Source organism: Streptomyces sp. NPDC048211, assembly GCF_043202315.1.
GTDB lineage: Bacteria > Actinomycetota > Actinomycetes > Streptomycetales > Streptomycetaceae > Streptomyces.
On the sequence record NZ_JBIDAD010000001.1, the window covers coordinates 609,826 to 635,282 of the forward strand.

Here is a 25,457-nt window from a genome sequence, read left to right on the forward strand (position 1 = left end):
CTAAGCGCTGCCCGCGGCCCGGTCCGAGCCGATATTCCCGGGCTGTCGGTCCGGCCCTTCGGAGGCCCGGTGTGCCGGCGGCCCGGGGCGGCCGGGTGTACATCCCGGTGCCCGGTCCGGCTCGGGGTTGCGCCGCCGTACCAGCGGCAGGTACACCTCGTCGACGATCTCCACGAGGACGTCGTCGGGGGCGGTGGGGGCTCCGCGGACGACGAACTCGTTGCGCAGCAGGACCATCGCCACGGTGGCAACGCGGGGGTGGAGCGCTTCGGGGGGTGCCTCGCCGCGCGCGACCGCACGGCCGAGGACCGTCAGCCAGGGGGCGGCCGCCGCGTCACCGGACTGGTCCTGCAACTGCGCCAGCAGCTCGGAGGCCCCTCCGGCTGCGGAGAGCAGCTCACGCAGGATCGCGCCGAAGGGCGAGCTCCAGGTGCGGTTGGCCCGGCGCAGCAGTTCCAGGGCGTCGCCGCGCAGGGTGCCGGTGTCGGGCGGCTGGACGGTCGTGGCCAGTCGGCGGTACGCGGCGATGCCGAGCGCGAGGCGGTTGGGCCAGCGCCGGTAGAGGGCGTTCTTGTTCGTGCCCGCGCGGGCGGCGACCTTGTCCATGGTCAGCCCGGCGTATCCCGATGCGGTGAGCTCGTCCGCGGCGGCGCGCAGGATCGCCTCCTCCAGGACGGCTCCGCGCCGCCGGGTCTGCCCGGTGCCGGGCCGTTCCTTCGCGTCACCCGCCATGACGCCCTCCCGTGATCGGTACCGCTCGTGCCTTCCCATTGTGACGGCCGTCCCTGGCAGGCGGAAAGTAGGGTACGTTCCGTACCCTAAATGTTCATGCCGGGAGGGGAGACGACACATGCGCGCCAGAGGCATCAGCTACGACACCGGATTCGTCAGGGACGGGGTGACCTCGCGTGAGCACGCCGACCCCGAGACGGTGCGCCGGGAGCTGCGCGTCATCCGGGACGACCTGCACTGCAACGCGGTCCGCGTGATGGGAGGGGACCCGGAGCGGGTGGAGTTCGCGGCCTCCTGCGCCGCCGACCTCGGACTGGAGGTGTGGTTCTCGCCCTATCCCCTCGAACTGACGACGGACGAGATGCTGGACCTGTTCGCCGACTGCGCCGAGCGTGCGGAGCGGCTCAGGCTGCGGGGCGCCGAGGTCGTGTTCGTCACCGGCGCCGAACTGAGCCTGATGAACAAGGGGTTCCTGCCCGGCGACAGCACGGACGAGCGGGTCGCCCTGCTGAGCGGTCCGGACCGGGTGCGCGAGGTCATCGGCGAGGCAGGGGTACGTGTCAACGAGTTCCTCGGCCGGGCCGCGGCGCTCGTACGGGAGCGCTTCGGCGGCCGGGTGACGTACGCGGCCGTACCGCTCGAACGCGTCGACTGGACGCCCTTCGACATCATGTCCCTCGACCTCTACCGGTCGGCCGAGGCCGCCGACGGCTTCGCCGCAGGCGTGCGCGACCTCGTCGCGCACGGAAAGCCGGTCGCCGTCACCGAGTTCGGCGCCGCCGGCTACCTCGGCGCGGGCGACCGGGGCGCGCGTGGTCTGGAGATCGTCGAGTACGACGAGGAGGGCAGGCCGGTCCGGCTGGACGGGGTCTACGCGCGCGACGAGGCCGGTCAGGCCGCGTATCTGCGCGAACTGCTGGCCGCCTTCGAGGCCGGGGGCATCGACAGCGCCTTCGTCTTCACCTTCGCGCTGTACGACCATGTGCACCGCCCCGACGGCGACCCCCGCGACGACCTGGACCGGGCGAGCTACGGCATCGTCAAGGTCTTCGAGGACCGGCAGGGCACCGTGTACCCCGGTATGCCGTGGGAACCCAAGGCCGCGTTCACCGCCGTCGCCGCTCACTACCGGGACCACTGACCTTCCGGACGGCCTCCACGGGAGCACCGAGCGCCCGTCCGGCCGCGACCGCGAGCAGGTCACGCCGCCGCCGGCCGCCCCTACCCGAACCGCTCCACGGGTGTGCGCACTCCCGCCCGGAAGTCGGTCAGGGCGGCATTGATGTCGCGCGCCGATCCGGAGAAGAGCACCGACCGGTCGGCCCCCACGAGGACCGTCCCGCCGCCGCGCACCTGATGCACGACGGCGACGGCGTCGTCCTCGGGCAGCAGCACATGGCCGAGACGGGCGTCCGGTGAGACGCGGTGGTACAGCGCCTCGCCGAACTCGATGAGCAGCCGCTGCTCCGGCGTCGGCTGCGGGGCGTCCGGAGCAGTCCCCGTTCCGGCAGGCACGTCGCTCATCGCTCCGCCACGTCCTCGCCGCCGGCCGCCGCGAGCTCCGCGATGAGGTCCGCGTCGCGCATCCCGGGCAGGGCGTACCCCTCGGCCTCGTCCCACGGGACGTCGAGATCGTCCATGTGCACGCGCCACCGCGCGTCCGGCAGAGCGCGGCGCAACTCCGTGACGGAGTCCAGCACATGGGCGATCACGGGCATCAGCCGGCCCGGATCGAAGGGCATCTTGGTGGACCCGGTGATGATCTCCGACGGCTCGGAGGAAGCCCCGTCGTACACGTACAGGCTCTCCTCCTCGTCGTACGGGAACGTCGCCGTGTGCGCGGCGACGACACGCTCGACGGAGGCGGACTCGGCCTCGGTCAGCGGGGTCGCACGGTGGGCGTTGTAGTAGAGGGAGACGCTCATGACGTGAGCGTACGACCAGGGTGTGACAACGGGCGGCGGGCCGTGGGCGGCGGGTGCCGGGGCTACGCCGGAGGGGCTGTACGCGCACGACGGGCCCGGAGCTCGTCGGCTGCCCCGTCGAACTCGGCGGGCAGGCCGGGCAGGAGGGCGAGGGCGGCGGTGATGAGCTCCGCCGACGCCCTCGGGTCCGCCCGGACCGCCCGGACCAGCACGTCCGCGTCCATCGGGGCCAGCCGGTGACGCCACGCGGGGTGGGCGTGCGTCGCCGCGTAGTGGGCCGTCAGGACCTCGACGGGGGCCGCCCCGGCTCCGAACCGGCGCAGGAATATCGCGAGGCCGGCCCGGTTGACGACATCGCAGATCTCCTCAGGTCGGGCCGAGTTGCTCCGGTGGGCGTCATGGATCTCGTAGACGATGGCGTACACCAGATCGCGCTCCCGCTCCGTGCGCGGCATCGGGAACGGCTCGTCCCGGAACAGCGCGTCCACATCGGCCGGCCGGACGAGCGGGCGCCGGCCCGTGCCGTCGGCCGGGGCGACCGTCAGACGCACGACGCCGAGCGCGACGGCGTCCTCCGAGAGCGTGCGCACGTACCGGAGGCCGTCGCTCGCCTCCGGATCGGCCTCCCGGCAGGCCGCCCGCACCTGCGCGACGGTCGGCCCGTCCGCCCACGCGAGCGTCCACGCGCGGACGGAATCGGACCACTCGGCCTCGACCGCCCCGTGCCGGTGCGGCTGTTGGTGGTCGTCCAGGGCGAACCGTTCGGTGAGCGTACGGGCGAGTCGGGGAAGGCGCGTCGCGCGGTCGGAAGCCATCGGAGCCAGTATCCGCCGACCGCCGACCGCCGACCGCCGACCGCCGACCGCCGACCGCCGACCGCCGACCGCCGACCGCCGACTCAGGCACGGGCCCGGCCGGTGGGGTCACGGTCAGTCCGTGGCGTCCGGCACCGCGGTCAGCCGCCGGATCGTCATCGGTTCGGCGAGGACCAGGTCCAGGACCTGCTTCACATGGTGGAAGTGGGCCGTCGTGAAGTGCTCGGCCAGGGCCCCGGCGTCCGTCCACTCCTCCACGATCACCATGCGGGCGGGGCGGTTGGGGTCGGCATAGGGGCGGTACGCGAGACAGCCCGCCTCCTCCATGGACGGTTCGATCATGGCTTCCAGGGCGGTGCGCAGCCGGTCCTCCCGGCCGGGGGCTGCCAGGCATTCGGCGATGACGACTAGGGACATGGTGAGGGGCTCCTCGGGAAGTCGGTCGGGGGAGTTCACGGACGGACGGGGCCCGCGCCCGCGCCCGATGCGGTGATGACGGCGGCGATCTCGTCCAGGTCGGACGGGGTCAGCTCCACGGAACCCGCGCCCGACCAGCCGTCGACCTGGGCGGCGGTACGGGCGCCCACGATCGCGCCCGTGATGCCCGGCCAGGCGAGCGCCCAGGCGAGAGCGGTCTCCGCGACCGTCGCGCCGTGCCGGGCCGCCACCGGGCGCAGGCCCTCGGCGAGCCGGAGATTGGCCGGCAGGCCCGTGGTGAAGTCGTGATGGGCGGTGCGCCAGTCGTCCGAGGGCAGGGCGGCCACCCGCGCTGCCGAGAAGGCGCCGGTCAGCAGCCCGGACTGGAGCGGCGAGTAGACGATGACGCCGGTGTCGTGTGCCCGGGCCCAGGCGATCGCCTCGGCTGCCGAGCGGTTGACCGCGGAGAACGGCGGCTGGATCACGTCGACGTGCGCGAGGCGTTCGGCGGCTTCCAGCTGTTCGGGGGAGTGGTTGGACAGGCCGATGGCCCGCACCTTCCCCGACGCCTTCAGATCGGCCATGACCTGCCAGTACTCCTCCAGCGGCGTGGCGTCGGGAGACACGGCTCCGGATCCGTCCCCCGCGTACTCCAGGGACTCGCCGGTGTCCGGCCAGTGCACCTGATACAGGTCGATGTGGTCGGTCCCGAGCCGGCGCAGGGAGTCCTCCACCTCGCGGCGCACACTCGCGGGCTTCATGACGCGGCGCGGAGAGGCCAGGGGATCGGCGGGGTCCCAGACGAGCCCGGCCTTGGTGAAGACATAAGGGCGTTCGGTCTCCGGAAGGCCGGCCAGGGCCTTGCCGATCAGCTCCTCGGCGTGGCCGAGGCCGTACACGGCGGCGGTGTCGATCCAGTTGACGCCGGAGCCGACGGCGTGACGGATCGCCGCGATCGACTCGGCGTCGTCGGTGGCGCCCCAGCCGAACTGCCAGCCGGATCCGGCGACTGCCCACGAGCCGAAGCCGAGACGGGAGATGTGCATCCCGGTGCTGCCCAGCGCGGCGCCGGGGAGGGGTGTGGAGGTCATGACGGTCTGCGTTCCTCACGGGTGGGTGGACGGGGCCGGTCGCCTCGTCGTGCTCCCACCCTGACCGCCCGGGACCGGGCCACCCAGGGCCTTCCCGTGCCTGGGCACGGGATGACCAGGCTAGGGGGGCGAACTCCGCTGGCAGGAAAGGAATACTGGGCCCATGGCACTGGACCGACGCGCAGAACTGGGCGAGTTCCTCCGTTCCCGCAGGGCCCGGCTGCATCCCGAGGAGCTGGGGCTGCCGGACTACGGGGGCCGCAGGCGCGTACCGGGACTGCGCAGGGAGGAGCTGGCGCGGCTGGCCGGCGTGAGCGTGGACCACTACGTCCGGCTGGAGCAGGGACGTACGCTCCACTTCTCCGAGGCCGTACTGGACGCTGTCGCCCGTGCGCTGCGGCTGGACGCCGTCGAGCGCGCGCATCTGCACCGGCTGGCCCGCCCCTGGCCGGGCCCCGGGCAGGACGCAGCGGCACCCGGGCCGCAGCAGGTGCGCCCGGGGCTGCGCCGGCTCCTGGACTCCGCCGGTGACGTGCCGGCGTACATCGTCGGCAGGAACACCGACGTGCTGGCCTGGAACGGCCTCGCCGCCGCCCTGATCACGGACTTCGGCGCGCTCCCGCCACGGCAGCGGAACAAGGCCCGGCTGGTGTTCCAGGACGAGGGGATGCGCAGCCTGTACGCGGACTGGCGGGGCAAGGCGGCCGACGTCGTCGCCTACCTCCGTCTCGACGCCGCCCGCCACCCCGGCGACCCCGCGACGGCCGAGCTGATCGACGAACTCAGCTCAGGAAGCCCGGAGTTCCGGGAAGTCTGGGCCGAGCACCGGCTCAAGGACAAGACCCACGGGCAGTACGCGTACCTCCATCCCGTCGTGGGCCGCCTCGACCTCGGATTCGAGACGCTGCGACTGCCCGACGACCCGGACCAGGCGCTGATCGCGTACACGGTGGAGGAGGGTTCCGCCTCCGAGACCGCTCTGCGGCTGCTGGCGGCCTGGGCACGGGAGAGTCTGCAGGTGGGGTGAGAGCGGGCCGGCCGGCCCTTCGCGTGTCACCCGCGCCCGCCATCTGGAGGAATCGGGTGTACCGGGCGGGAACGGGAGCAGAAGAGGATGGGCAGTACACGGCGTCCCACGGCATTGCGCGCGAGGTAACCGACCGTGCCGAACCTCCTACATCCCCGGAGCCTCATCCGTGTTCAGCAAGACCAGCGGTACCGCCGCCGGGGCATCACCCCGCACGGACAGCCGCCCCGAGACGAGACGTCCGGAGACCGGGCACCCCGGCAGCCCCGGGACGCCGCGGAGCTGGGCCGTCGCGCTGCGCCGGACGCCCGTCTCCCTGTGGAACGACGACCTCTCGGACTGGGCGGCGGCTCTCACGTACTACGCCATCCTCGCGCTGCTCCCCGCACTCCTGGTGACGGTGTCCGTCATCGGGCTGGCCAATCCCGACGCCACGCACGCCCTGATCGCCGACGTCACCGCCTTCGCCCCGGCGGAGTCCGGTGCGGCGCTGCGGCAGCCGCTGGAGGCCGCCACCCAGCAGCGCACCGCGGTGTGGCTGCTGGTCGCGACGGGGACCGTCAGCGCGGTCTGGTCCGCGTCCAGCTATCTGGCCGTGTTCCGGCGGGCGCTGCACGCGATGCACGGCGTGCCGGACACCCGGCCCGCCCTGCGCAAGGCCCACATCATCGTCGTGTCCGCGACCGGGCTGCTGCTCCTCCTGATGACCAGCGCGTTCGCCCTCGTGCTCTCGGGGCCGCTGGCCCGCTGGCTCGGGCGCCGGGTGGGGCTCGCGCATCTGGAGGACGCGGTGTGGGCGGTGCTGAAGTGGCCGGCGCTGCTCTGCCTGGTCGCCTGCCTGATCGTGGTCCTCTTCCGGACCGGACCGGCCTCCGCGCGCGGTACGCGGCAGGGGCTGCCGGGCGGGGTGCTGGCGGCGCTGCTGTGGCTGGTGGCCTCGGCGGGGTTCGCGCTGTACGCGACGTACATCGGGTCCTACAGCAGGCTGTACGGCTCGCTGGCCGGGCTGGTGGTGTTCCTGATCTGGGTGTGGTTCACCAACCTGGCGCTGCTGACCGGCGCCCAGTTCAACGTCGAGCTGGACCGGGCGCGGCGCAGCGCTCCGTAGGGCTCAGTCGCCCGTGGTGCCGTCGACGATCTCCCGGATGATGTCGATGTGGCCGTTGTGCCGGGCCGTCTCCTCGATCAGGTGCAGCACGATCCAGCGCAGATCGGGGAACTTCCCGTCCCGGCGCGGCCGCTTGGCCGGGGTGTCCAGGTCATGGGCCGCGACGAGCTCGCGGTAGCGGGCGCACTGCGCCTCGTACTCCGCCAGCACATCGGCCAGCGGCATGTCGACGGCGATGCGCATCTCGCGGTCGGGGTCCTCGTCCGTCCACGGGCCCTCGTCCTGTCCGCCGAGGAACTGGACCTCGAACCAGAAGTACTCGACCCAGCGCAGGTGGTTGACGACACCCGCGAGTGTCATCAGAGGAGAGCCCGGGAGCGGCGCCTTGACCGCGTCCTCCTGCGAGAGGCCGTCGCACTTGGCCACGGCGGTGGCACGGGTGTAGTCGAGGAAGGTGGTCAGCTGGGTGCGCTCGTCCCATGCGGGAGGCGAATCGGTGCGTGTCATCGGCGTACACGATGCTCGGCCGGCGGCGGCGCTGTCCAGTGATTACCCGGGCCGCGGCCCGTCGCCGCACGGGTCGCGTCGCGGCCGCGGCCGGCCCCGCGTGCCGCGGCGAGCCCGCGGACCAATGGGGTCCGCCCGTGGGTCCGTGGGCCCACGCACCGGGTCGCGGTCCTCATTACGCTCGTGGTGACCAACCGTGAGCCCCTCGCGACGCCCGCCCGACCGGCGGCGGGGCGGGAGCGCTCGCGTGCGCAGGGATTTCCACGCTCTACCTGACCAGCAGGGCGGCCACCTCTCATCCGGCACGCGCCGGGGTGAATCCGGGGTGCCCGGATTCTCTTCACGAGGTGACGTCGATGAGTGACGGATTCTTCTACTCGTACCATCTGGGCTGGAGCCGCCCCGACGCCGAGTCGTTGCTCGGCGACCTGGAGGCGGCCGGTGTGCGGCCCGACCATCCGGCCACCCGGCGTATCACGCTGATGGGGCCGGGGCCCCGCCGGACCGTCACCCAGTCCTGGGTGACCAGGGACCAGCTCGTGCTCCTGGCCGGCCTGCAACGGCTGGACCAGGTCGACTTCCTGCTCTGGCTGCGCAGCGGCGCCGAGGTCCCCGCCCGCGTCCGGCGGACGAGCGACGGCACGGTGGCGGTGCAGTTCGCCCTCTGCGGCCTGAACGGGGACGAGCGCGAGACGGTCGTCCGCGCGGTGCGGGAGGCGATAGGGAGGGCGTCGGTGCTCTGCGTCGGCTTCGTGGTCGACCGGGAGGGCGCGTCGCAGGCCACCGACTGGAGGGGGTTCATCGAGGAGGGGACGGTGTACTTCGACCACTGGCCCGACACACTCGCGGTGAGGCCCGAAGTGGCAGCGGTACAGCCGCAGTTGTCCGGGGTGAACTCGTTCGAGCAGTCGCCCTGGGTCGTCTACGGAAGCGATGTGCCGTCCCGGTAGAGGGGCGCCTCCCGCGAGGTCCCGGGGCGGGGTCCTACCCGACGGCCCCGGTGCCGGCCAGCGCGGCGACGACGCCGGCTGCGACGCTGATCCCCCCGAGGTAGGCCGCGGCACCGGCCCCGGCGTCCCGCCACGCGTACGGGGCGGCCTGCGAGGACTCCGCGTCGGTGTCGTCCATCAGCCGGTCGACGGACAGCCCCACCACCGCTCCCGTCGCCAGGGTGACCGCGGGCATCAGGACCCCTTCCATGCCGGAGACCTGCGACGCCGCGTATCCGTACCCGAGTGCGGCCAGCGGGACGGCCAGCGAGGCCGACAGGTACAGGGGCCGGGATGTACGCCGCTCCCCGGGCAGGGTGCGGGCGGCGGCCAGCACCGTCAGCACGGTGGTGAGGAGGACGGGCACGTGCCGCAGCGCCAGCCGCCAGGCGAAGACGTCCAGGCGTTCGTCGGTGGACAGCAGGTCGACGAGCCCGTGGGAGATCACGTATCCGGAGACGACGTGGACGGCGGCGCCGGCGGCCCAGCACCGCACCAGTGCGAACAGCACACCCCCGGCACGGCCGGACCTGCTTCCTCCCTCTGTGGCGCTTGCACCGTTCACGGTTCGCTCCCTCTGTGACGCTCGTCCCGCCGGCTGTCCCGCACCGCCGGAATCCGGCTGTGGCGTGGAGCGTACGGCGGGAGGCGGCGCCTGACCCGGGCCCGCAGCCCCAACCCCGGGCCCAGGCTGCCCGTCGGGCCGGGTACGCGCACAAGGCGGGCGGGATTTGGGCCCGCGGGCCCAAGACGCCTGGCAGGCAGGGTCGTTACGGTCGGCCTATGCCATCCATGGGGGATTTGCGTCGACGGTTCCGGGGGGCGCGCCGAGGCTTGCGGCGGGCCGTGCCGCGTACGGGTGTGCGGTTGCCGGGGGCGCGTGGGCGGCGCGACCGCGGGCAGGGCGCGCTGGAGTACGTGGGCCTGACCCTGGTGGTCGTGGCGATCGTCGGCGCCCTGATCGCCACGGGGGTGGGAGCGGATCTCGCACAGAAGATGGGCGTCGAGGTCTGCAAGGTCACCGGCGGCGGGAACTGCGGCGGTGACGGTGGCGGGGAGGCGCAGGACGGCACGAACCGTCCGGGGGACGGAGACCCGGCGTCGGACGAGAATGCCGACGGATCGCCGAAGTCACCCGAGCAGTCCGCGTACGACCAGGCCCTGAAGGATCTCCAGGACGCGCAGAAGGACGAGAAGTCCAACAGCGACAAGGCGATCGAGGCAGCCAAGGAACTCGCGAAGATCCTCGCCGACGAACTCGGCATCACCGACGCCCTGGACTGCATCACCAAGGGCGACATGGGCGCGTGCACCGAAACCCTCATCAACGTCCTCCTCAGCCTCATCGGCGGCGCGGTCGGGAAACTCGCCGCGAAGTACGGGGCGCCCTGGAAGTGGAAGAAGGCCTACAAGCTCATCCAGGCCCTCAAGAAGCACGGCGGTGACCTCTACGACGGCCTCAAGGGGCTCATCAAGAGCCGGAAGAAGGTCAAGGACGCCGAGAAGGCGCTGGAGAACGCGGGAAAGAAGCTCGACGACGCGAAGAAGCCCAAGAAGAACGACAAACCCGACGAGAAGAAACCGACCACGTGCGCGGCGAAGCACAGCTTCCTGGCCGGTACGCCGGTGCTCCTCGCCGACGGCCGGACCCTGCCCATCGAGGCGGTCCGCCCCGGTGACCTGGTGACCGCCACGGATCCGGTGACCGGCAGGACCGGAGCCCGCCGGGTCGAGCGGACCATCACCACCCACGACGACAAGCACTTCACCCGGCTGACCGTCCGGACCGGCGGGGCGGCGGGCCGGCTGACCGCCACCGACACCCACCCGTTCTGGGTGGCCGGCGAGCGGCGCTGGACGGACGCGGGCGACCTCGGCCGGGGCGACACCCTGCGCACCGACACCGGCGGCACGCTGACCGTCACCGGCATCACGCGCTACACCCAGCGGCGGACGACGTACGACCTGACGGTCGAGGGAGTCCACACCTACTACGTCGGCATCGGCTCCGGACACGCGCTCGTCCACAACAACGACTGCGACATGTCGCCGGACGAGGTCGACGCGGCGCGCAACCCCGGTGTGGGCGAGGGGGATCCCAAGAAGTTCAAGGACCACTTCCTGCGTCACAAGAAGGTGGTCGAGGACGCGCTGGGCACCAAGTACAAGAAGCTCAAGGAAGACGGTCCGCGGTTCCGGGAGGACATCGCGAAGGCCGTCAAGGACGGCACGTTCAAGCTGGTCGGCAAGGGCACGTTGAAGAAGGGCGAGCCGGAGGGGCTGATCTATCGTGGCAACGGTGTGACGATCGTCCTCAAGGAGAACGGCGACTTCTGGACCGCGCTCAAGAGCGGCGAGGGCCTGGACACCGCCATCGAGATCACCAAGAAGGTGCCGGTGAAGTAGCCGGCACGGGCCCGGCCGGTGGCCGGGCCGGAGCGGGGAGCGGACATGAGCGGTTGGACGACGGCCGAGACGGCACTGCGCGACCACCCCGTCCGCGACGTCCTCGTCCCGGGACTGCTGGACCGGGACGGGGAGTTCCCCGAGTTCCGGCCGCAGCCCCTCGTCGTCTGGCTCCGGCTGGACGAGGGGCTGCTGAGGTTCGAGTCCGCCGGCCAGTACGACCGGCTGGACACCGCGTCGGTGCCCGGAGTCGAGTGGGACGGCGTCGAGCTGCTCGCGGAGGCCGAGGACGAGGTGATCGTCGCCTCGTACGGTGAGCAGCTCTTCGGGGACGGCCGCGACGCACTGCGCTGCACCCGCCTGCGCGTCTACCGCGTGCCGGGCGCCGACGACACCGCGTGCACCTGCCTGGCCCTCGACTTCGAGGGCGGTCACACCCTGTTCCTCGACCCGTCCTGGACCTTCGGCATCAGGATCGGCAACGCGTCCGACGAGCAGCGGTGGCTGACGCTGTACGGCGCCGGGGGAGCCGCGCTCGTCGCCGAGGTGACCCTCCCCGAGAAGGCGTGAGAAGGCGGATCCCCGTACCCGCGGAGATCAGGGGAGCTTGGCGGCCTGGGCGGCGACGAGTCCGGCCGGAAGCTCCGGGGTCCTCCCCGTGAGGAAGTCGGCCACGTAGAACGTGACGACGGTCGACCCGGTCCGCACCAGCTGGAACAGCAGCGGCACCCTGTCCCCCTCGATGCTCCCGGTCACCTGATAGGCGATGCTCTCCTGGCCCGCCGGGGGCAACGGGAGCTGCTTGACCTCGGTATACGTGGACGGGCCGTCCTCGCTCGACGTACGGAAACCGCCCGCGCAGGCCCGGACCGCGTCCCGGACACCGCGCATCAGCTGCTGCGCCGCGTCCTTGGGGTGCGAGGTGAGGATCTCGGTGACGACGGTCTGGTCGTCCCGGCCCTCCTCCGATGCGTCCATGACGGTACGGAACACGGTGGCTGCGGGGGCGGGCTCGGGAGCGCCGTTGATCACGGCCACGAGGGGCCGGCAGTCCTTGTTCTCGGACCGCTCCGTGCCCGTCTCCTCACCGCCCTGCATGGGCGTGACCTCGTACGACGCCACCTCACCCGTGGTCAGCGCGATCCCGGCCAGTCCGGCCCGGTCGAGGACCTGGCCGCTGCTCGTGGGGGTCGACGTGGGGGACGGGGCGGCGGATTCACCGGCGGACTCCGAGGAGCGCGTCCGGCTTGGCTTCGCGCCGGCGGCCTTCCCGCCGTCCTGCCCGGACGTCCCGCCGTCCTGCCCGCAGGCGACGGCCGCCAGGACGAGCACTGCTGTGGTGGCCGCCATGGCTGCCGTACGTGCCTTCGTCACTGACCGCTCCTGACCGGCGAGCCGCTGCCGCCGACGCTCTTCCCGCACGGACTTGGCACGGTAACAACCGGAGCACGCCGCAGGCTTGGGCCCACGGGCCCAAGAGGGCCGGGGCCCTCTCGGTCACGGCGGGCCGGAACCGAGCAGCGTCCACGCCCCGTAGGCCGCCGAAGCCACGGCGAGCACCGCGACGACCGCCGCGGTACGGGCCGTGGAGCGCAGCCGCAGCAGCGCGACGGCGGGCGGCAGCAGAAGCGGGAAGGCGGGCATCATCAGCCGGGGCCGGGAGCCGAAGTACCCGGAGCCGATCAGTGAGATGACGACCACGGCGATGCCGTAGACGAGTACGGGCAGCGGCTGGCGCTGCCGCACGCACAACGACACCAGCCAGCCGAGAGCGGCCAGCGCCGCGCACAGCCCGAGCATGCCGGGCAGCGGAAGCCCGAAGATGAAGGAGGCGAGGGCCGCGCCGCCGTCGATGCTGTTGCCCCACTGCGCCTGCACGTCGAAGTAGGCGAACGCGCTGCCCTCGCGCACGGCGACGAACACCACGTACGCGAGCCAGCCGAGCGGCGCGATGACCACCCCGAGCAGCATCCGGCCGTTGCGGCGCACGAGGCCGTCGGTGGCACCGGCCCGGTACTCCCGTACGAGGGCGACGGCGGCCGTGACCCCGAGGGCGGCGATCAGCGCGGCGGCGGAGGGACGGGTCAGCCCGGCGAGCACGCACAGAGCACCGGCCACGATCCATCGCCGGGTCAGTACGCAGTACAGCGACCAGGCGGCGAGCGCGGTGAACAGGGTCTCGGTGTACGCCATCGACTGGACGAACGCCGTCGGGTACACCCCCCACAGCGCGGCCAGCACCACTCCGGCCCGGCGACCGTACAGCCGTGCCCCCACGGCGAAGATCCCCCAGGCGGCGAGCAGCCCGGCAACCCAGGCGACCAGCAGCCCGGCGCCCGCGAGGCCGAGCGGGGTCACCTCCGCGATGCCGCGCTCCAGCGCGGGCAGCAGCGGGAAGAAGGCCAGATCGGAGTGGACGCCGACGTCCGGGAGCGTGACGGTGTACCCGTAGCCGTTCTCGGCGACCCGCTGGTACCAGATGGAGTCCCAGCGCTCGGAGAGCAGATGCAGCGCGTCCTTCCCGCCGGCCGACGCGGCCGCCCAGAAGACGACGAGCCCGACGGCCCGCACCGCCGCGTACGCGCCGAGCGCCGGCCCGGCCGCGGTGAGGGCGGCGGCGAAACGCCCGCGCGCAAGCGGGTGCTCGGGGTGCGGCGGGGCGAGGGTGACCTGGGGGGAAGGGTCGGCGGGCATACGCCCGATTATGTCTGCCCGCCCCCCGGCACCGTGCGGGTGGGCTGGGCGGGGGTTCCTTGCCCTTGCCCTTGCCCCGGGCGGGGGGTTCCGTCCTCAATCGCCGGACGGGCTTGGTGCGGGTGCCCCGCAGGGTGCGCCGTTCCCCGGCGGGTGGGGGGCCGGGGCCCCTCCGGGGCGTCTCCTCAAACGACGAACGTTCCGCCGGTACGTGATGGACCCGGGTCGGTGTTCGTCGTTCTGCGGGGACTCCCCTGCACGGCCCCGGCCCCGGCCGTCCTGCGTCTGCGGCGGTCGATTCGACGGCGTGCAGACGCGGGCGATGCAGGGTGGGGGCGTGCAGGGGAGTCCCCGCAGGGAATGGCGTACGACCCGGGTCCCTCACGGTCCTGGGTGAACACGCCATTTCTGAGGAGACGCCCCGGAGGGCCCCCACCCCCACCCACCGGACACCACGCACCCCGCTCCGCGGGGACCCGCACCTCTCAAGCCTGTCCGGCGATTGAGGACGGAACCCCCAGCCCGGGGATGGGCGAGGGTACGGGGGCCCCGCCCTCCGGGCAGCCGCGCACCCCGCGGAGCGGGGTCAGTCGGTCTGTGTGATCCCCACCCGCGTACCGGGCCGCAGCCCCCACGTCGCCATCGCGCCGGCCTCCGACTCGATCACGTGCCGGGCGCGGAGCCGGGGCATGCTCAGCCGGCCGGGCTTCATCGTGTGCACGGCCACGACGTTGAACTTCCGGTCCAGGTAAGCCACATCGATCGTGAACCGCATCCGGAAGGAGTGCACGTTCCCGCACGGCGTGATCATCATCGCGCCGTCGATGCCGGTCCGGCCGAGCAGCCCCCGGGAGCGGTGACGGTACGAGGCCGCGATCCGCAGCGGGACCACGGTCTCCCGTTCCCCGTCCATGATCGTCAGCGTTCCTGTTCCATTGCGCCATCGAGCCATGGCCACGACCGTAGCGTCACGTAACGGCCTCCGGGGCGGTATTGGCGGGCAGTGGGCCCCTGGGCCCATGGCCGGTGTCCGCGGGGCCGTCTAGGGTCTATGCCGTGTACGCCATGCTGATAGGGGTCGCCGCCCTCTGGGGGGCCGCGGCCGGACTGCTGGTCCCGCGCGCCGCCTACCGGTTCTCCGTCGAACCGGACGACGCGTGGCGGGACGCCTGCCCCGCCGGGCACGCCCTCACCGGGCCGGGCCGCGGCTGGCTCGGTTCCACGCGCTGCACGGCCTGCGCCGAGGTGGGCGCGGCCGCCCCCGTACGCACCCCGGCCGAGCCGGGCTCCGCCGAGCCGGGCTCCGCCGAGCCGGGCTCCGCCGAGCCGGGGCCGGGCGGCGACACCGGCGCGCGTTATGCGCCCTTTCTCCTCGCCCCCGTCGTCACCGCTCTCGCCTGCGCCGCCCTCGCCGCGGCCACCGGGACGCGGCCCGAGCTCGCCGTCTGGCTGCTGCTCGCCCCCGTGGGCGTGCTCCTCGCCACCATCGACCGCCGGGTCCACCGGCTGCCCGACCAGCTGACGCTGCCGGGTGCGGTCGCGGCCGTCGTACTGCTCGGCGTCGCCGCCCTGCTGCCGGAGCACGGTGGGGGCTGGCTGTCCGCGCTGCTCGGCGGCGCCACCCTCGGCGCGTTCTACTTCGTGCTCTTCCTCATCAACCCGAACGGCATGGGCTTCGGCGACGTCAAGCTCGCCCTCTCCCTGGGCGTGGCCCTCGGCTGGTACGGCTGGGCCGTCCTGTTCGTCGGCGGGTTCGCGGGGTTCCTGTTCGGTGCGGTGTACGGGCTGGGGCTCGTGGTCATGCGGCGCGCCGGGCGCAAGACGGGCATCCCGTTCGGACCGTTCATGATCGCGGGCGCGCTGCTGGGGATCCTGTTCGGCGCCCTGGCCGCCTGAGCCGGGTGCCGGGCGGGGCGTAATGCGGTCGCGGCCGGGGAGTCCGGCTGCCACCATGCCTCGTATGCCTGCAGCACCCGACGACGCGCCCCTCGCCATGGACGCCGCCGAACGCGCCCGGTTCGACACCCTGATCGCCGAGGCCGACGCCGTCTCCGTGGCGGGCTGGGACTTCTCCTGGCTCGACGGCCGGGCCACCGAAGAGCGCCCCTCCTGGGGGTACGCCCGTGCCATGGGGGAGCGCCTGGGCCGGGCGAGGGCGGCGCTCGACATCCAGACCGGCGGGGGCGAAGTGCTCGCCTCCGCGCCGAAGCTGCCGCCGCTCACCGTGGCCACCGAGGGCTGGCCGCCGAACATCGCCCGCGCCACCGCTCTTCTGCATCCGCGGGGAGCCGTGGTGGTCGCGGACGAGGACGAGCCGCCGCTGCCGTTCGGTGACGAGGCCTTCGACCTGGTGGTCAGCCGCCATCCGGTGACCACGTGGTGGGAGGAGATCGCCCGGGTCCTGACCCCGGGCGGCACGTACTTCTCGCAGCAGGTCGGCCCGGCCAGCGTCTTCGAACTCGTCGAGTACTTCCTCGGCCCGCAGCCGCCGGAGGTACGCGCGGGACGTGACCCCGGGCAGGCGCGGGCCGCGGCCGAGGCGGCCGGTCTCGACGTCGTCGACCTGCGGATGGAGCGGCTGCGTACCGAGTTCCATGACATCGGCGCCGTCGTCTACTTCCTGCGCAAGGTGATCTGGATGGTGCCCGGGTTCACCGTCGGCGCGTACCGGACGCAACTCGCCTCGCTGCACCGCCTGATCGAGACCGAGGGGCCGTTCGTCGCCCACACCACCCGCTTCCTGATCGAGGCCCGCAAACCCGGATGAGCCCGAACCCCCCTCCCACGCCCGAAGGGTGGCACCCTGGAGGCTGAGCGCACGGGGAGGGAGCAGGCCATGAGGGTCGGCAACGACGAGGAAGCGGCGCGCGGCCCGCGGCAGGGGAACTCCGAGTGGCTCAGAGGGGCCAGGGTCGTCGGTGTCCTCGGCATCTTCTACCGGCCCGAGGGACGCATGGGGGAGCCGGAAGCGGTCGCCTTCCTCCTGGCCGACGGCCAGTCGGTGGTCCTGACCTGCGCGTCCGACGGCACCCTGCACGTGGGCGCCGGGACCTGGCCGCGCCTTCCCGGCTGGTGCGTACCCGCCGCCCAGTGGGAGTTCGCCGAGATGGCGGGGCTGCCGCGGCCGCCCGACGGCGGCTGGACGGTGCTGCGTACGGAGGAGCGCAGGGACGAGCGGGGAGAGGTGCACGAAGCCGTCATCCGCTGCGAGGGCGGCCGTTTCGTGGTGACGGGCGGCGACACCGTGGGCATCCGCTTCACCCGCGGCCACCGGGGCGTGGCCGCGACGACCTGAGGGCGCGCCCTACGCGTGCCCCCCGACCGTCACCTTCCCCACCGTCAGCTCCGGCTTCCCCTCCAGCACCTCGCCCACCCGGGCCACCTGCTGCTCCAGCTCCCGGAGCTGTCCGGCCGTCAGCGGGGACAGCGGCTCCACCGTCACCGCGATCCGCCGGCCCGAGCGCCGCTGGTGCCACACCCCGGCCACGGTGCCGTCGACGAGCAGGACCGGGAAGTTCCCCGCCTGGCCGCCCGCCAGCGCCCGGGTGTACGCGGCTCCGGGGAAGAGTTCCTCGCGGGGCTGGGACGCGATGACGAACGCGTCGAAGTAGGGGAGCAGCCGCACCCCGCGTACCGGCCGGGAGGGGAAGGCGGTGTCTCCCGCCACCACCCAGGCCGGGCTGCCGTCCTCGTACGTCACCTCCTCGATCCCTCCGTCCGCCGCCAGTCCCGCGAACAGGTCGCAGGCCCAACGGGGCGGTGCGGCAAGCCATTTGGCGAAGTGCTGCGGGGTGGCGGGACCGTACGCGTGGAGATAGCGGCCGACGAGCGCGGCGAGCGCCCGCGGTCCGTCGAGCGGGGTGACGTCGGGGCGGGTGTAGGTGACCTTGCGGCCGCGGTCCGGTCCGAAGCAGAGCGCCCCGCGGTGGGAGGCCAGATGCGTCACCTGACGCCAGCGCGGCCACAGGGTCTGGAAGGCGGGCATCACCGGCTCACCGGCCCAGGCCCCGGCGCGGGCGACGACCGCCTCCGTGAGCTCGTCGACGGTCAGCTCCGCGCCGGTCAGCGCGTCGGCGATCGCGGCGAGCACCTCCTCGGTCTGCTCCGGAGTCATCCGCACCCCTTCCGGCTGGGTGTTTCGGCCCACCGGCAGGGCGGACAACGCTCCCGTCCACAAAGGAAGTTCGGCCGCCGACACCAGATGGACCGTGCCGCGCGGTCCGAACGTCTTGATCAGGGTCCGGTCCGACCACAGGGCCTTGCGCACATCGGCACGGGTGAGGTCCCGGCTCCGCAGCCCCACGGAGAGCTCGGCGGCGGACAGGACCTGCGCGTGCGCGGCCGGCATCGACTCGACCACCGCGGCGGGAGCGGCGTCGAGCGGGTCCGTCAGGCCCTGGCGCTCCATCCGGCGGGAGTTCGCTCCGGCCCGGGTCACGGTTGCGCTGCGTGTCGTCATGGACCGGAAACTACCGGCCCAACAGGTCAGATCCTGTCCTCATGGCGGATCCGCCCGTGAGCTTCGCCGGCCGTGGGGGAGGGACTCCGATGACCGGAATGTGCACATCCTGTGTACGTCCTGCGGGTGGGTTCGGCGTCAAGGCGGCGCCACTCGGCGTCCGTGCAGCTCAAGGCCCTGCGGAGTGCCGGATTCCGTGTCCGCAGTGGAGTCCGGCACATCCGGAGAGTAATTATTTCGTGGCGTGGCACGCAGCAGCACTTACGAAGGGTTATGGTGGAAACCCCCCCTCGGGCCGGTCCGTAACCCCCCCCACGGACCGGCCCGTTTTTTGTGCCCCGGTACTGCCGGGGCCGTCAGGCCGGGTCCGTACCGCGAGCGCGGTCGTGAGTCCCGGGCGACTCTCAGGCCCGTCCGGCCCAGATGTTGGTGCCCGCGGTGTCCACGGCGAAGGTGTCGATCTCCTTCAACTCCCCGGCCGACAGCGCCGGTCCGGCCAGGGCCGCGACGTTCTCCTCCAGTTGCCCCACGCTCGACGCGCCGATCAGAGCCGACGTCATACGGCTGTCGCGCAGCACCCAGTTGAGGGCCAGCTGGGCGAGTGACTGGCCGCGGCGGCGCGCGATGTCGTTGAGCCCGTTCAGCCGGCGGACCACCTCGTCCGAGAGCAGGCCCGGGTCGAGGGACTTGCCCTGCGTGGCGCGCGAACCCTCCGGGATGCCCTTCAGGTACTTGCCGGTCAGCAGCCCCTGGGCGAGCGGCACGAAGGAGATGCAGCCCATACCGGCCGCCTCCAGGGTGTCCAGCAGCCCGTCGTCCTCGGTCCAGCGGTTGATCATCGAGTAGGACGGCTGGTGGATCAGGGCCGGCACCCCCATCTCCTTCAGGAGCCGGGCCGCCTCGGCGGTCTGCTCGGAGTTGTACGAGGACACCCCCACGTACAGCGCCTTGCCCTGCCGCACGGCGGAGGCCAGGGCCCCCATCGTCTCCTCCAGCGGAGTGTCCGGGTCGAAGCGGTGCGAGTAGAAGATGTCGACGTAGTCGAGCCCCATCCGCTTCAGCGAGGCGTCGAGCGACGACAGCAGGTACTTGCGTGAGCCCCACTCGCCGTAGGGGCCGGGGTGCATGTCGTACCCCGCCTTGGTGGAGATGATCAGTTCGTCGCGGTACGGGACGAAGTCCTGCTGGAAGATCTTCCCGAAGTTGAGCTCGGCGGAGCCGGGCGGCGGGCCGTAGTTGTTGGCCAGGTCGAAGTGGGTCACGCCGAGGTCGAAGGCGCGGCGCAGGATGGCGCGCTGCGAGTCGAGGGCGCGGTCGTCGCCGAAGTTGTGCCAGAGGCCGAGCGAGACGGCGGGGAGCTTGAGGCCGCTGCGGCCGGTGCGGCGGTACTCCATGGAGTCGTAGCGCGCGGCATCGGCCCGGTAGGGGGAAGAGGAATCAGTCACGTTTCCCTCCTTATCACGGACTTGTGACAGGCCGGGTTGGGCCGGTGCGCCGCCTGCGCAGTAATGTGGCGGCTTCGGGACTGCATGGCACGGCGGGGCGATCGCCCCCTTCCGGTGCGGCGATCCCCAGGTGGACGACCCCGGACCCCGGGCAAAGGGGCGGGCGTGCCCGCACGGAACCGAGAGGTGGACTCAGTGAACTTGCGCGACCTGGTGTACGGGCTCTACGCACGCCGGGTGGAGGCCCGCCTCGATCACGCCCAGGTGCCCAAGCACATCGGCGTCATCCTCGACGGAAACCGGCGCTGGGCGAAGGCGTCCGGCGGCACCGCCGCGCAGGGGCACCAGGCCGGAGCGGACAAGATCAAGGAGCTCCTCGGCTGGTGCAGCGAGACGGACGTCGAGGTCGTCACGCTGTGGATGCTCTCCACGGACAACTTCGACCGGCCCGAGTCCGAGCTCATCCCGCTCCTCGGCATCATCGAGAACACCGTGCGCGACCTGGTGGCGGACGGGCGCTGGCGCGTCCACCACGTCGGCACCCTGGACCTGCTGCCCGCGCACACCCAGACGGTCCTCAAGGAGGCCGAGCAGGCCACCGTCGGGGTCGACGGGATACTCGTCAACGTCGCCGTCGGCTACGGCGGGCGCCAGGAGATCGCGGACGCGGTGCGCTCCCTGCTGCTCGACCACTCCGAGAAGGGCACCTCCTTCGAGGACCTGGCGGAGATCGTTTCCACCGACCTGATCTCCGAGCACCTCTACACCCGGGGACAGCCGGACCCCGACCTCGTGATCCGTACCAGCGGCGAGCAGCGCCTGTCGGGCTTCATGCTCTGGCAGAGCGCCCATTCGGAGTACTACTTCTGCGAGGTCTTCTGGCCGGCGTTCCGCCGCGTCGACTTCCTGCGGGCCCTGCGCGACTACGCGGCCCGCCACCGCCGCTACGGCGGCTGAGGGGCGGAGGCCGTCGGGCGGCCCGGACCGCTTCGACCGGAACCGGCCAGGTCGGCATGGCTTGGCGTGTTCGAGGGCATACCCCTGACAGGTCGACGTCCGGTCACCAACCAGGCGGACGTCGTGTCCAAGTGAGCGGCATGGAGTCCGCTCGCCCGGGAGGCCCTTTGCACACGAAGGACCGTACATACAGTGCGGCCGACGCGGAGGGCCGGCGCTCGGCCCGCGCAAGGTGGCCGGAGCCCGGCCCGTCCTCTCCCATTGGGATGCTCCGCGACGCCGTCGCACCCCAACCTCGTCCGAGGGGGTACGTCCTTCCGTGGTGACCAGCACAAAGCGCCGCATGCCCGACAGGCGCACCTATGTTCTCGACACCAGCGTCCTGCTGGCCGATCCGAACGCCATGGCCCGCTTCGACGAGCACGAAGTCGTGCTCCCGATCGTCGTGGTCACGGAACTGGAGGCCAAACGGCACCATCCCGAGCTCGGCTACTTCGCCCGGCAGGCCCTGCGCCTGCTGGACGACTTCCGGGTCCGGTACGGCCGGCTGGATGCCCCGATCCCCCTCGGGGATCTGGGCGGGACGCTCCGTGTCGAACTCAACCACTCCGATCCCGGCGTCCTTCCCGCCGGCTACCGGTTGGGGGACAACGACTCACGGATTCTCGCGGTCGCACGCAATCTCCAGGCCGAGGGGTACGACGTCACGGTCGTCTCCAAGGACCTGCCGCTGCGCATCAAGGCATCGTCGGTCGGCCTCCTCGCCGAGGAGTACCGGGCGGAACTCGCCATCACCGACTCCGGCTGGACCGGAATGTCTGAACTGTCCCTCTCGGCCGAGCAGGTGGACCTCCTCTTCACCGAGGAGACGCTGTACGTCCCCGAGGCCGCCGAGCTGCCCGTGCACACCGGCCTGGTCCTCCAGTCCGAACGGGGCAAGGCGCTCGGCCGGGTGACGGCCGAGGGCAGTGTCCGTCTCGTCCGCGGCGACCGGGAGGCCTTCGGCATCCACGGGCGCAGCGCCGAGCAGCGCATCGCCCTGGACCTTCTCCTGGACCAGGACGTCGGCATCGTGTCGCTGGGCGGCCGGGCCGGCACCGGCAAGTCGGCGCTGGCACTCTGCGCGGGGCTCGAAGCCGTGCTGGAGCGCGGGCAGCACAAGAAGGTGATGGTCTTCCGTCCGCTGTACGCGGTGGGCGGGCAGGAGCTCGGATATCTCCCCGGCAGCGAGGCCGAGAAGATGAGCCCCTGGGCCCAGGCCGTCTTCGACACCCTCTCGGCGGTCTCCGGCCGCGAGGTCATCGAGGAGGTGCTGGGGCGCGGCATGCTGGAGGTCCTGCCGCTGACCCACATCCGGGGCCGGTCCCTGCACGACGCCTTCGTGATCGTCGACGAGGCCCAGTCGCTCGAACGGAACGTCCTGCTGACCGTGTTGTCCAGAATCGGGGCGAATTCCCGTGTGGTGCTCACGCATGACGTGGCCCAGCGGGACAACCTCCGGGTCGGCCGGTACGACGGTGTGGTCGCCGTGGTCGAGAAGCTGAAGGGGCACCCGCTCTTCGCGCATGTGACGCTCACGCGTTCGGAGCGTTCCCGCATCGCCGCACTGGTGACCGAAATGCTGGAGGAAGGCCAGATCTGATACGGCTTGGGACAGTTGATGCCGCCCGGCGAGCCAAGGAGCTTAGCCGGGCGGCATCGCGTTGCGGCACCATTTCCGTTATTCATGTGCTCCAAACGAGGTGTGAGCTTTCACACGCAACAGAGAATTGCTTCCCGGCGTCCCGTTCCGGCAGAGTCTTGCTTCCGTCAGGCCCCGCATACGGCACACCGGCACCTCCAGAGGTGCCACGCACCACACAACTCAACAGCCGCCGTCCGTATGCCGCCCGCGAGCACCACGCGGCGCTCCCTCAGGGGAGTGCCCACCGGGCCCGTGCCTCCCGTGACCCAAGCAGTAGGGAGGCCAGTGTCCAGGGGCACGATTGCGCCCGCGAGGTCACCTAAGCGGGCGATGCTGGAAGGACACCGTGTGAGCCGGATCTCGGTCCGGGGGTTCGCCGTGGCATCTGCCACTGCGGTAACCACCGTTGGCGCCGTCGTGGGCGTTGCAGCAGGCAGCACTCCCGCTGCTGATGACAACAACTTCGAGGCGACCGCAGCCGACACCACGCTGCTCGCAGACATCCCCGCGGGCCAGCAGGCCCAGGTGCAGACCGTATCGCTGACGCAGCAGGCCGACGCCCAGGCGTCCGCGGCCGACGCCTCGGCGAAGAAGTCCGCCGAGGAATCAGCCCGTGTGCAGGCCGCCAAGGACGCCAAGTCCAAGAAGGCGGCGGCCGAGGACAGGCTGGAGAAGGAGCGCCAGGAGAAGGCGGACCGCGCCGAGCGCGCCAGCCGCTCCGAGGTCCGCAGCGCTTCCGCGTTCGCGACGCAGGGCTCGTACAGCGTGGCCGACGTCCAGGCGATGGCTCGCCAGATGATTCCCGGCGACCAGTTCCAGTGCTTCAGCAACATCGTGAACCACGAGTCGAGCTGGAACTACCGGGCGAGCAACCCGTCCTCCGGCGCCTACGGCCTCGTCCAGGCGCTGCCCGGCTCCAAGATGGCCTCCGCCGGTGCCGACTGGCAGACTAACCCGGCCACCCAGATCAAGTGGGGCCTGAACTACATGGACAGCCGCTACGGCAGCCCGTGCGGTGCCTGGTCCTTCTGGCAGGCCAACCACTGGTACTAGAACCTTCCGAGGTTCAGGTCTCAACCTCGCGAAGCCCCTCGCCGTCCTACGGTGAGGGGCTTCGCGCGTGTACGGTCGGGCGGAGCCGTTTCCGGGGAGCGGTGGGAAAGCGGACGGGGGGTAGAGGGACGGTATGTCGAAACTGCCGGGGTGGCTCGGACAACTGGGTGCTGAACTGACCAGGCTGGGAGAGCGCCTGGACGAACGGCGGGCCGAAGCGGTGGCCGAGGACGAGGCCGCGCACGCGGAGTCGTCGGTGACGGTGGGCGCGCCCGCACGGGAGGCCGGGAGCGCGGCCGACCATGTGCCGCCGCCGCCCGCGTACGCCCCTTCCGTCTCCGCACGACCCGATCCGGTCGCGGCCATTCCCTGGGGGATGCGGGTCGCGGCGGAGGCGGGCTGGCGGCTGCTGGTGCTCGCCGGGACCCTCTGGGTGCTCATGCGGGTCATCAGCGCGGTGCAGTTGGTGGTGCTGGCGTTCGTCGCCGCGCTGCTCGTCACCGCGATGCTTCAGCCGACCGTCGCCCGGCTGCGGCGGTACGGGCTGCCGCGCGGACTGGCCACCGCGGTCACGGCGATCCTGGGCTTCGTCATCATGGGTCTGGTCGGCTGGTTCGTGGTCTGGCAGGTCATGGACAACATCGACACCCTTTCCGACAAGGTGCGGACGGGGATCGACGACCTCAAGAACTGGCTGCTGGACAGCCCGTTCCATGTGACCGACAAACAGATCAACGACATAGCCAAGAACCTCAGCGACACCGTCGGCACCAATACGGAGGCCATCACCTCCGCCGGACTCCAGGGCGTCACCGTCATGGTGGAGCTCCTCACCGGGATGCTGCTGGCGATGTTCTCCACGCTCTTCCTGCTGTACGACGGCAAGCGCATCTGGCACTGGGTGCTCAAGCTCGTGCCCGCCCAGGCCCGGCCGGGAGTCGCGGGCGCCGGCCCGCGTGCCTGGCGGACGCTGACGGCCTATGTGCGGGGCACGGTCATAGTCGCCCTGATCGACGCGATCTTCATCGGTCTCGGGATCTTCTTCCTCGATGTGCCGATGGCCGTTCCGCTGGCCGTCTTCATCTTCCTGTTCGCCTTCATCCCGCTCGTCGGCGCGGTGGTCTCCGGGGCGCTGGCGGTGGTCGTCGCCCTCGTCACCCAGGGCGTGTTCACGGCACTGATGGTGCTGGCCGTGGTCCTCGCGGTGCAGCAGATCGAGGGCCACATCCTGCAGCCGTTCATCCTGGGCCGCGCGGTGCGCGTGCATCCGCTGGCCGTGGTGCTCTCGGTCGCCGCGGGCGGCATGATCGCCGGCATCGGGGGCGCCGTCGTCGCGGTGCCGCTGGTCGCGGTGACCAATACGGTGGTCGGCTATCTGCGGACGTACGGGCAGGAGGAGTCCCGCCGCCACTCGCCACCGCCGCACGGTTCGACCTCACTGGACGCGGCGCCGAAGCCGGCGCCCGGCTCGCCGCCGGAGGAGATCGACGACGGCAGCGACGAGGAGCCGGCCGCGGACGAGCCGACGAAGGTCTGAGCGGACGCACGGAGAACAGAAAGAAGGGCCCCTCGGACGGTCGGTCGTCCGGGGGGCCCTTCTCGTACGAGGGGTACTACTCGGCGAGGACGGCCTCGGCTTCGAGGGTCACGCCGACCGCCTGGATCACCGAGGCGATCTTGACGGCTTCCTGAATGGTCTCACGGTCCACGCCGGCCTTGCGCAGCACCTGCTCGTGGGAGTCCAGGCACTGGCCGCAGCCGTTGATCGCGGAGACGGCGAGCGACCACAGTTCGAAGTCGACCTTCTCCACGCCCGGCTTGCCGATCACGTTCATCCGCAGGCCGGCCCGGAGGTTGCCGTACTCCGGGTCCGACAGCAGGTGCCGGGTCCGGTAGAACACGTTGTTCATCGCCATGATGGCGGCGGCCGACTTCGCGGCGGTGTACGCCTCCGCGGAGAGGTTGGCCTTCGCCTCCGGCTCCAGCTCGCGCAGCACCTTCGGCGAGCGCGAGGCGATCGCGCAGGCGAGGACGGTGCCCCAGAGCTGCTGCTGGGGGAGTTCGCTGTTGCCGATGACCGAGCCGAGGTTCAGCTTCAGGTCCTTGGCGAAGTCCGGTATGGCGGACTTCAGTTCGTCGAGAGCCATG

The 25,457-nt window shown here is 71.9% G+C and carries 27 protein-coding genes; 13 read left to right on the forward strand and 14 right to left on the reverse strand.

Annotated elements, in window-relative coordinates:
• Positions 1-732 carry a TetR/AcrR family transcriptional regulator gene (locus tag ACGFZA_RS02870; protein ID WP_393676724.1) on the reverse strand — a complete coding sequence of 244 codons (732 nt, stop codon included), beginning with the start codon at positions 730-732 and terminating at the stop codon, positions 1-3.
• Between the two features lie 118 nt (positions 733-850).
• Between ACGFZA_RS02870 and ACGFZA_RS02875 the strand changes: the two genes are divergently transcribed.
• Positions 851-1,873: a hypothetical protein gene (locus ACGFZA_RS02875; RefSeq protein WP_393676726.1), complete on the forward strand. Its 1,023-nt coding sequence runs from the start codon at positions 851-853 to the stop codon at positions 1,871-1,873.
• An 80-nt stretch (positions 1,874-1,953) separates the two neighbouring features.
• Here ACGFZA_RS02875 and ACGFZA_RS02880 read toward each other — a convergent pair whose 3' ends face one another.
• The 5 genes from ACGFZA_RS02880 to ACGFZA_RS02900 all read right to left on the reverse strand — a co-directional run bounded on the left by ACGFZA_RS02880 (position 1,954) and on the right by ACGFZA_RS02900 (position 4,980).
• Positions 1,954-2,256 (reverse strand): hypothetical protein, encoded by a 303-nt coding sequence (locus ACGFZA_RS02880; protein ID WP_385281828.1) that lies wholly within the window; start codon positions 2,254-2,256, stop codon positions 1,954-1,956.
• On the reverse strand, positions 2,253-2,657 hold the full coding sequence (locus tag ACGFZA_RS02885) for a hypothetical protein (protein ID WP_393676729.1): 405 nt from the start codon (positions 2,655-2,657) through the stop codon (positions 2,253-2,255). Before ACGFZA_RS02885 ends, ACGFZA_RS02880 begins: the two co-directional genes overlap by 4 nt.
• A 62-nt stretch (positions 2,658-2,719) precedes the next feature.
• A complete protein-coding gene (locus ACGFZA_RS02890; protein WP_393676731.1) occupies positions 2,720-3,472 on the reverse strand; it encodes a hypothetical protein in 753 nt (250 codons plus the stop codon).
• Positions 3,473-3,586: 114 nt separating this feature from the next.
• On the reverse strand, positions 3,587-3,889 hold the full coding sequence (locus ACGFZA_RS02895) for a putative quinol monooxygenase (protein ID WP_385281819.1): 303 nt from the start codon (positions 3,887-3,889) through the stop codon (positions 3,587-3,589).
• 35 nt (positions 3,890-3,924) lie between these two features.
• The gene (locus tag ACGFZA_RS02900) at positions 3,925-4,980 is read right to left on the reverse strand and encodes an aldo/keto reductase (protein WP_393676733.1); all 1,056 of its coding nucleotides are present in this window, start codon (positions 4,978-4,980) and stop codon (positions 3,925-3,927) included.
• A gap of 163 nt (positions 4,981-5,143) precedes the next feature.
• On the opposite strand from ACGFZA_RS02900, the gene ACGFZA_RS02905 reads away from it, so the two are divergent.
• Together ACGFZA_RS02905 and ACGFZA_RS02910 are read left to right on the forward strand one after the other, a co-directional pair.
• Positions 5,144-6,007, forward strand: a complete 864-nt coding sequence (locus tag ACGFZA_RS02905) for a helix-turn-helix transcriptional regulator (protein ID WP_393676735.1) — start codon at positions 5,144-5,146, stop codon at positions 6,005-6,007.
• Between the two features lie 169 nt (positions 6,008-6,176).
• Positions 6,177-7,115 carry a YihY/virulence factor BrkB family protein gene (locus tag ACGFZA_RS02910; RefSeq protein ID WP_385281809.1) on the forward strand — a complete coding sequence of 313 codons (939 nt, stop codon included), beginning with the start codon at positions 6,177-6,179 and terminating at the stop codon, positions 7,113-7,115.
• Between the two features lie 3 nt (positions 7,116-7,118).
• Here the strand turns inward: ACGFZA_RS02910 and ACGFZA_RS02915 are convergent, their stop codons facing one another.
• A complete protein-coding gene (locus tag ACGFZA_RS02915) occupies positions 7,119-7,622 on the reverse strand; it encodes a DinB family protein (protein WP_385281807.1) in 504 nt (167 codons plus the stop codon).
• Positions 7,623-7,978: 356 nt separating this feature from the next.
• Here ACGFZA_RS02915 and ACGFZA_RS02920 point away from each other — a divergent pair, with 356 nt between their 5' ends.
• Positions 7,979-8,572 (forward strand): hypothetical protein, encoded by a 594-nt coding sequence (locus ACGFZA_RS02920; RefSeq protein ID WP_393676738.1) that lies wholly within the window; start codon positions 7,979-7,981, stop codon positions 8,570-8,572.
• A gap of 34 nt (positions 8,573-8,606) precedes the next feature.
• Here ACGFZA_RS02920 and ACGFZA_RS02925 read toward each other — a convergent pair whose 3' ends face one another.
• Entirely contained in the window at positions 8,607-9,176 is a 570-nt protein-coding gene (locus ACGFZA_RS02925; protein WP_393676740.1) for a hypothetical protein, read from the reverse strand.
• A 281-nt stretch (positions 9,177-9,457) separates the two neighbouring features.
• Between ACGFZA_RS02925 and ACGFZA_RS02930 the strand changes: the two genes are divergently transcribed.
• Together ACGFZA_RS02930 and ACGFZA_RS02935 are read left to right on the forward strand one after the other, a co-directional pair.
• On the forward strand, positions 9,458-11,017 hold the full coding sequence (locus tag ACGFZA_RS02930; protein WP_393676742.1) for a polymorphic toxin-type HINT domain-containing protein: 1,560 nt from the start codon (positions 9,458-9,460) through the stop codon (positions 11,015-11,017).
• Between the two features lie 45 nt (positions 11,018-11,062).
• Positions 11,063-11,587, forward strand: coding sequence for a hypothetical protein (locus ACGFZA_RS02935; RefSeq protein ID WP_393676744.1), 525 nt, complete (start codon positions 11,063-11,065; stop codon positions 11,585-11,587).
• Positions 11,588-11,614: 27 nt separating this feature from the next.
• Here ACGFZA_RS02935 and ACGFZA_RS02940 read toward each other — a convergent pair whose 3' ends face one another.
• The 3 genes from ACGFZA_RS02940 to ACGFZA_RS02950 all read right to left on the reverse strand — a co-directional run bounded on the left by ACGFZA_RS02940 (position 11,615) and on the right by ACGFZA_RS02950 (position 14,663).
• Positions 11,615-12,391: a hypothetical protein gene (locus tag ACGFZA_RS02940; RefSeq protein WP_393676746.1), complete on the reverse strand. Its 777-nt coding sequence runs from the start codon at positions 12,389-12,391 to the stop codon at positions 11,615-11,617.
• Positions 12,392-12,514: 123 nt separating this feature from the next.
• The gene (locus tag ACGFZA_RS02945) at positions 12,515-13,711 is read right to left on the reverse strand and encodes a hypothetical protein (protein WP_393676748.1); all 1,197 of its coding nucleotides are present in this window, start codon (positions 13,709-13,711) and stop codon (positions 12,515-12,517) included.
• A gap of 586 nt (positions 13,712-14,297) precedes the next feature.
• Positions 14,298-14,663 carry a DUF192 domain-containing protein gene (locus ACGFZA_RS02950; RefSeq protein WP_385287550.1) on the reverse strand — a complete coding sequence of 122 codons (366 nt, stop codon included), beginning with the start codon at positions 14,661-14,663 and terminating at the stop codon, positions 14,298-14,300.
• Between the two features lie 104 nt (positions 14,664-14,767).
• Here ACGFZA_RS02950 and ACGFZA_RS02955 point away from each other — a divergent pair, with 104 nt between their 5' ends.
• The 3 genes from ACGFZA_RS02955 to ACGFZA_RS02965 all read left to right on the forward strand — a co-directional run bounded on the left by ACGFZA_RS02955 (position 14,768) and on the right by ACGFZA_RS02965 (position 17,006).
• Positions 14,768-15,607: a prepilin peptidase gene (locus ACGFZA_RS02955; protein WP_393676751.1), complete on the forward strand. Its 840-nt coding sequence runs from the start codon at positions 14,768-14,770 to the stop codon at positions 15,605-15,607.
• Between the two features lie 64 nt (positions 15,608-15,671).
• Positions 15,672-16,478 carry a class I SAM-dependent methyltransferase gene (locus ACGFZA_RS02960; RefSeq protein ID WP_393676753.1) on the forward strand — a complete coding sequence of 269 codons (807 nt, stop codon included), beginning with the start codon at positions 15,672-15,674 and terminating at the stop codon, positions 16,476-16,478.
• Between the two features lie 69 nt (positions 16,479-16,547).
• Positions 16,548-17,006: a hypothetical protein gene (locus ACGFZA_RS02965; RefSeq protein WP_393676755.1), complete on the forward strand. Its 459-nt coding sequence runs from the start codon at positions 16,548-16,550 to the stop codon at positions 17,004-17,006.
• Between the two features lie 9 nt (positions 17,007-17,015).
• On the opposite strand, the gene ACGFZA_RS02970 is transcribed toward ACGFZA_RS02965, so the two are convergent.
• Entirely contained in the window at positions 17,016-18,170 is a 1,155-nt protein-coding gene (locus ACGFZA_RS02970; RefSeq protein ID WP_393676757.1) for a winged helix DNA-binding domain-containing protein, read from the reverse strand.
• A 404-nt stretch (positions 18,171-18,574) separates the two neighbouring features.
• A complete protein-coding gene (gene mgrA, locus ACGFZA_RS02975) occupies positions 18,575-19,615 on the reverse strand; it encodes an L-glyceraldehyde 3-phosphate reductase (protein ID WP_393676759.1) in 1,041 nt (346 codons plus the stop codon).
• A gap of 195 nt (positions 19,616-19,810) precedes the next feature.
• On the opposite strand from mgrA, the gene ACGFZA_RS02980 reads away from it, so the two are divergent.
• From ACGFZA_RS02980 to ACGFZA_RS02995, 4 genes are all read left to right on the forward strand, one after another.
• Positions 19,811-20,572: an isoprenyl transferase gene (locus tag ACGFZA_RS02980; protein WP_148020469.1), complete on the forward strand. Its 762-nt coding sequence runs from the start codon at positions 19,811-19,813 to the stop codon at positions 20,570-20,572.
• Positions 20,573-20,891: 319 nt separating this feature from the next.
• Positions 20,892-22,214: a PhoH family protein gene (locus ACGFZA_RS02985; protein ID WP_385287539.1), complete on the forward strand. Its 1,323-nt coding sequence runs from the start codon at positions 20,892-20,894 to the stop codon at positions 22,212-22,214.
• 390 nt (positions 22,215-22,604) lie between these two features.
• Complete coding sequence (locus tag ACGFZA_RS02990; RefSeq protein ID WP_393676762.1) at positions 22,605-23,309, forward strand: transglycosylase SLT domain-containing protein; 705 nt, start codon at positions 22,605-22,607, stop codon at positions 23,307-23,309.
• A gap of 133 nt (positions 23,310-23,442) precedes the next feature.
• On the forward strand, positions 23,443-24,846 hold the full coding sequence (locus ACGFZA_RS02995) for an AI-2E family transporter (RefSeq protein WP_385287535.1): 1,404 nt from the start codon (positions 23,443-23,445) through the stop codon (positions 24,844-24,846).
• Between the two features lie 76 nt (positions 24,847-24,922).
• On the opposite strand, the gene ACGFZA_RS03000 is transcribed toward ACGFZA_RS02995, so the two are convergent.
• A complete protein-coding gene (locus tag ACGFZA_RS03000; protein WP_073744727.1) occupies positions 24,923-25,456 on the reverse strand; it encodes an alkyl hydroperoxide reductase in 534 nt (177 codons plus the stop codon).
• Position 25,457: the final 1 nt, after the last annotated feature.

Excerpts from the sequence above, each read along its gene's own strand:
- ACGFZA_RS02885 (WP_393676729.1), bottom strand. The coding sequence starts at position 2,657 with ATGAGCGTCTCCCTCTACTACAACGCCCACCGTGCGACCCCGCTGACC.
- ACGFZA_RS02950 (WP_385287550.1), bottom strand. The coding sequence starts at position 14,663 with ATGGCTCGATGGCGCAATGGAACAGGAACGCTGACGATCATGGACGGG.
- ACGFZA_RS02900 (WP_393676733.1), bottom strand. The coding sequence starts at position 4,980 with ATGACCTCCACACCCCTCCCCGGCGCCGCGCTGGGCAGCACCGGGATG.
- ACGFZA_RS02920 (WP_393676738.1), top strand. The coding sequence starts at position 7,979 with ATGAGTGACGGATTCTTCTACTCGTACCATCTGGGCTGGAGCCGCCCC.
- ACGFZA_RS02870 (WP_393676724.1), bottom strand. The coding sequence starts at position 732 with ATGGCGGGTGACGCGAAGGAACGGCCCGGCACCGGGCAGACCCGGCGG.
- ACGFZA_RS02970 (WP_393676757.1), bottom strand. The coding sequence starts at position 18,170 with ATGACGACACGCAGCGCAACCGTGACCCGGGCCGGAGCGAACTCCCGC.
- ACGFZA_RS03000 (WP_073744727.1), bottom strand. The coding sequence starts at position 25,456 with ATGGCTCTCGACGAACTGAAGTCCGCCATACCGGACTTCGCCAAGGAC.
- ACGFZA_RS02905 (WP_393676735.1), top strand. The coding sequence starts at position 5,144 with ATGGCACTGGACCGACGCGCAGAACTGGGCGAGTTCCTCCGTTCCCGC.
- ACGFZA_RS02875 (WP_393676726.1), top strand. The coding sequence starts at position 851 with ATGCGCGCCAGAGGCATCAGCTACGACACCGGATTCGTCAGGGACGGG.
- ACGFZA_RS02895 (WP_385281819.1), bottom strand. The coding sequence starts at position 3,889 with ATGTCCCTAGTCGTCATCGCCGAATGCCTGGCAGCCCCCGGCCGGGAG.
- ACGFZA_RS02915 (WP_385281807.1), bottom strand. The coding sequence starts at position 7,622 with ATGACACGCACCGATTCGCCTCCCGCATGGGACGAGCGCACCCAGCTG.
- ACGFZA_RS02965 (WP_393676755.1), top strand. The coding sequence starts at position 16,548 with ATGAGGGTCGGCAACGACGAGGAAGCGGCGCGCGGCCCGCGGCAGGGG.
- ACGFZA_RS02945 (WP_393676748.1), bottom strand. The coding sequence starts at position 13,711 with ATGCCCGCCGACCCTTCCCCCCAGGTCACCCTCGCCCCGCCGCACCCC.
- ACGFZA_RS02960 (WP_393676753.1), top strand. The coding sequence starts at position 15,672 with ATGCCTGCAGCACCCGACGACGCGCCCCTCGCCATGGACGCCGCCGAA.
- ACGFZA_RS02880 (WP_385281828.1), bottom strand. The coding sequence starts at position 2,256 with ATGAGCGACGTGCCTGCCGGAACGGGGACTGCTCCGGACGCCCCGCAG.
- ACGFZA_RS02995 (WP_385287535.1), top strand. The coding sequence starts at position 23,443 with ATGTCGAAACTGCCGGGGTGGCTCGGACAACTGGGTGCTGAACTGACC.
- ACGFZA_RS02890 (WP_393676731.1), bottom strand. The coding sequence starts at position 3,472 with ATGGCTTCCGACCGCGCGACGCGCCTTCCCCGACTCGCCCGTACGCTC.
- ACGFZA_RS02935 (WP_393676744.1), top strand. The coding sequence starts at position 11,063 with ATGAGCGGTTGGACGACGGCCGAGACGGCACTGCGCGACCACCCCGTC.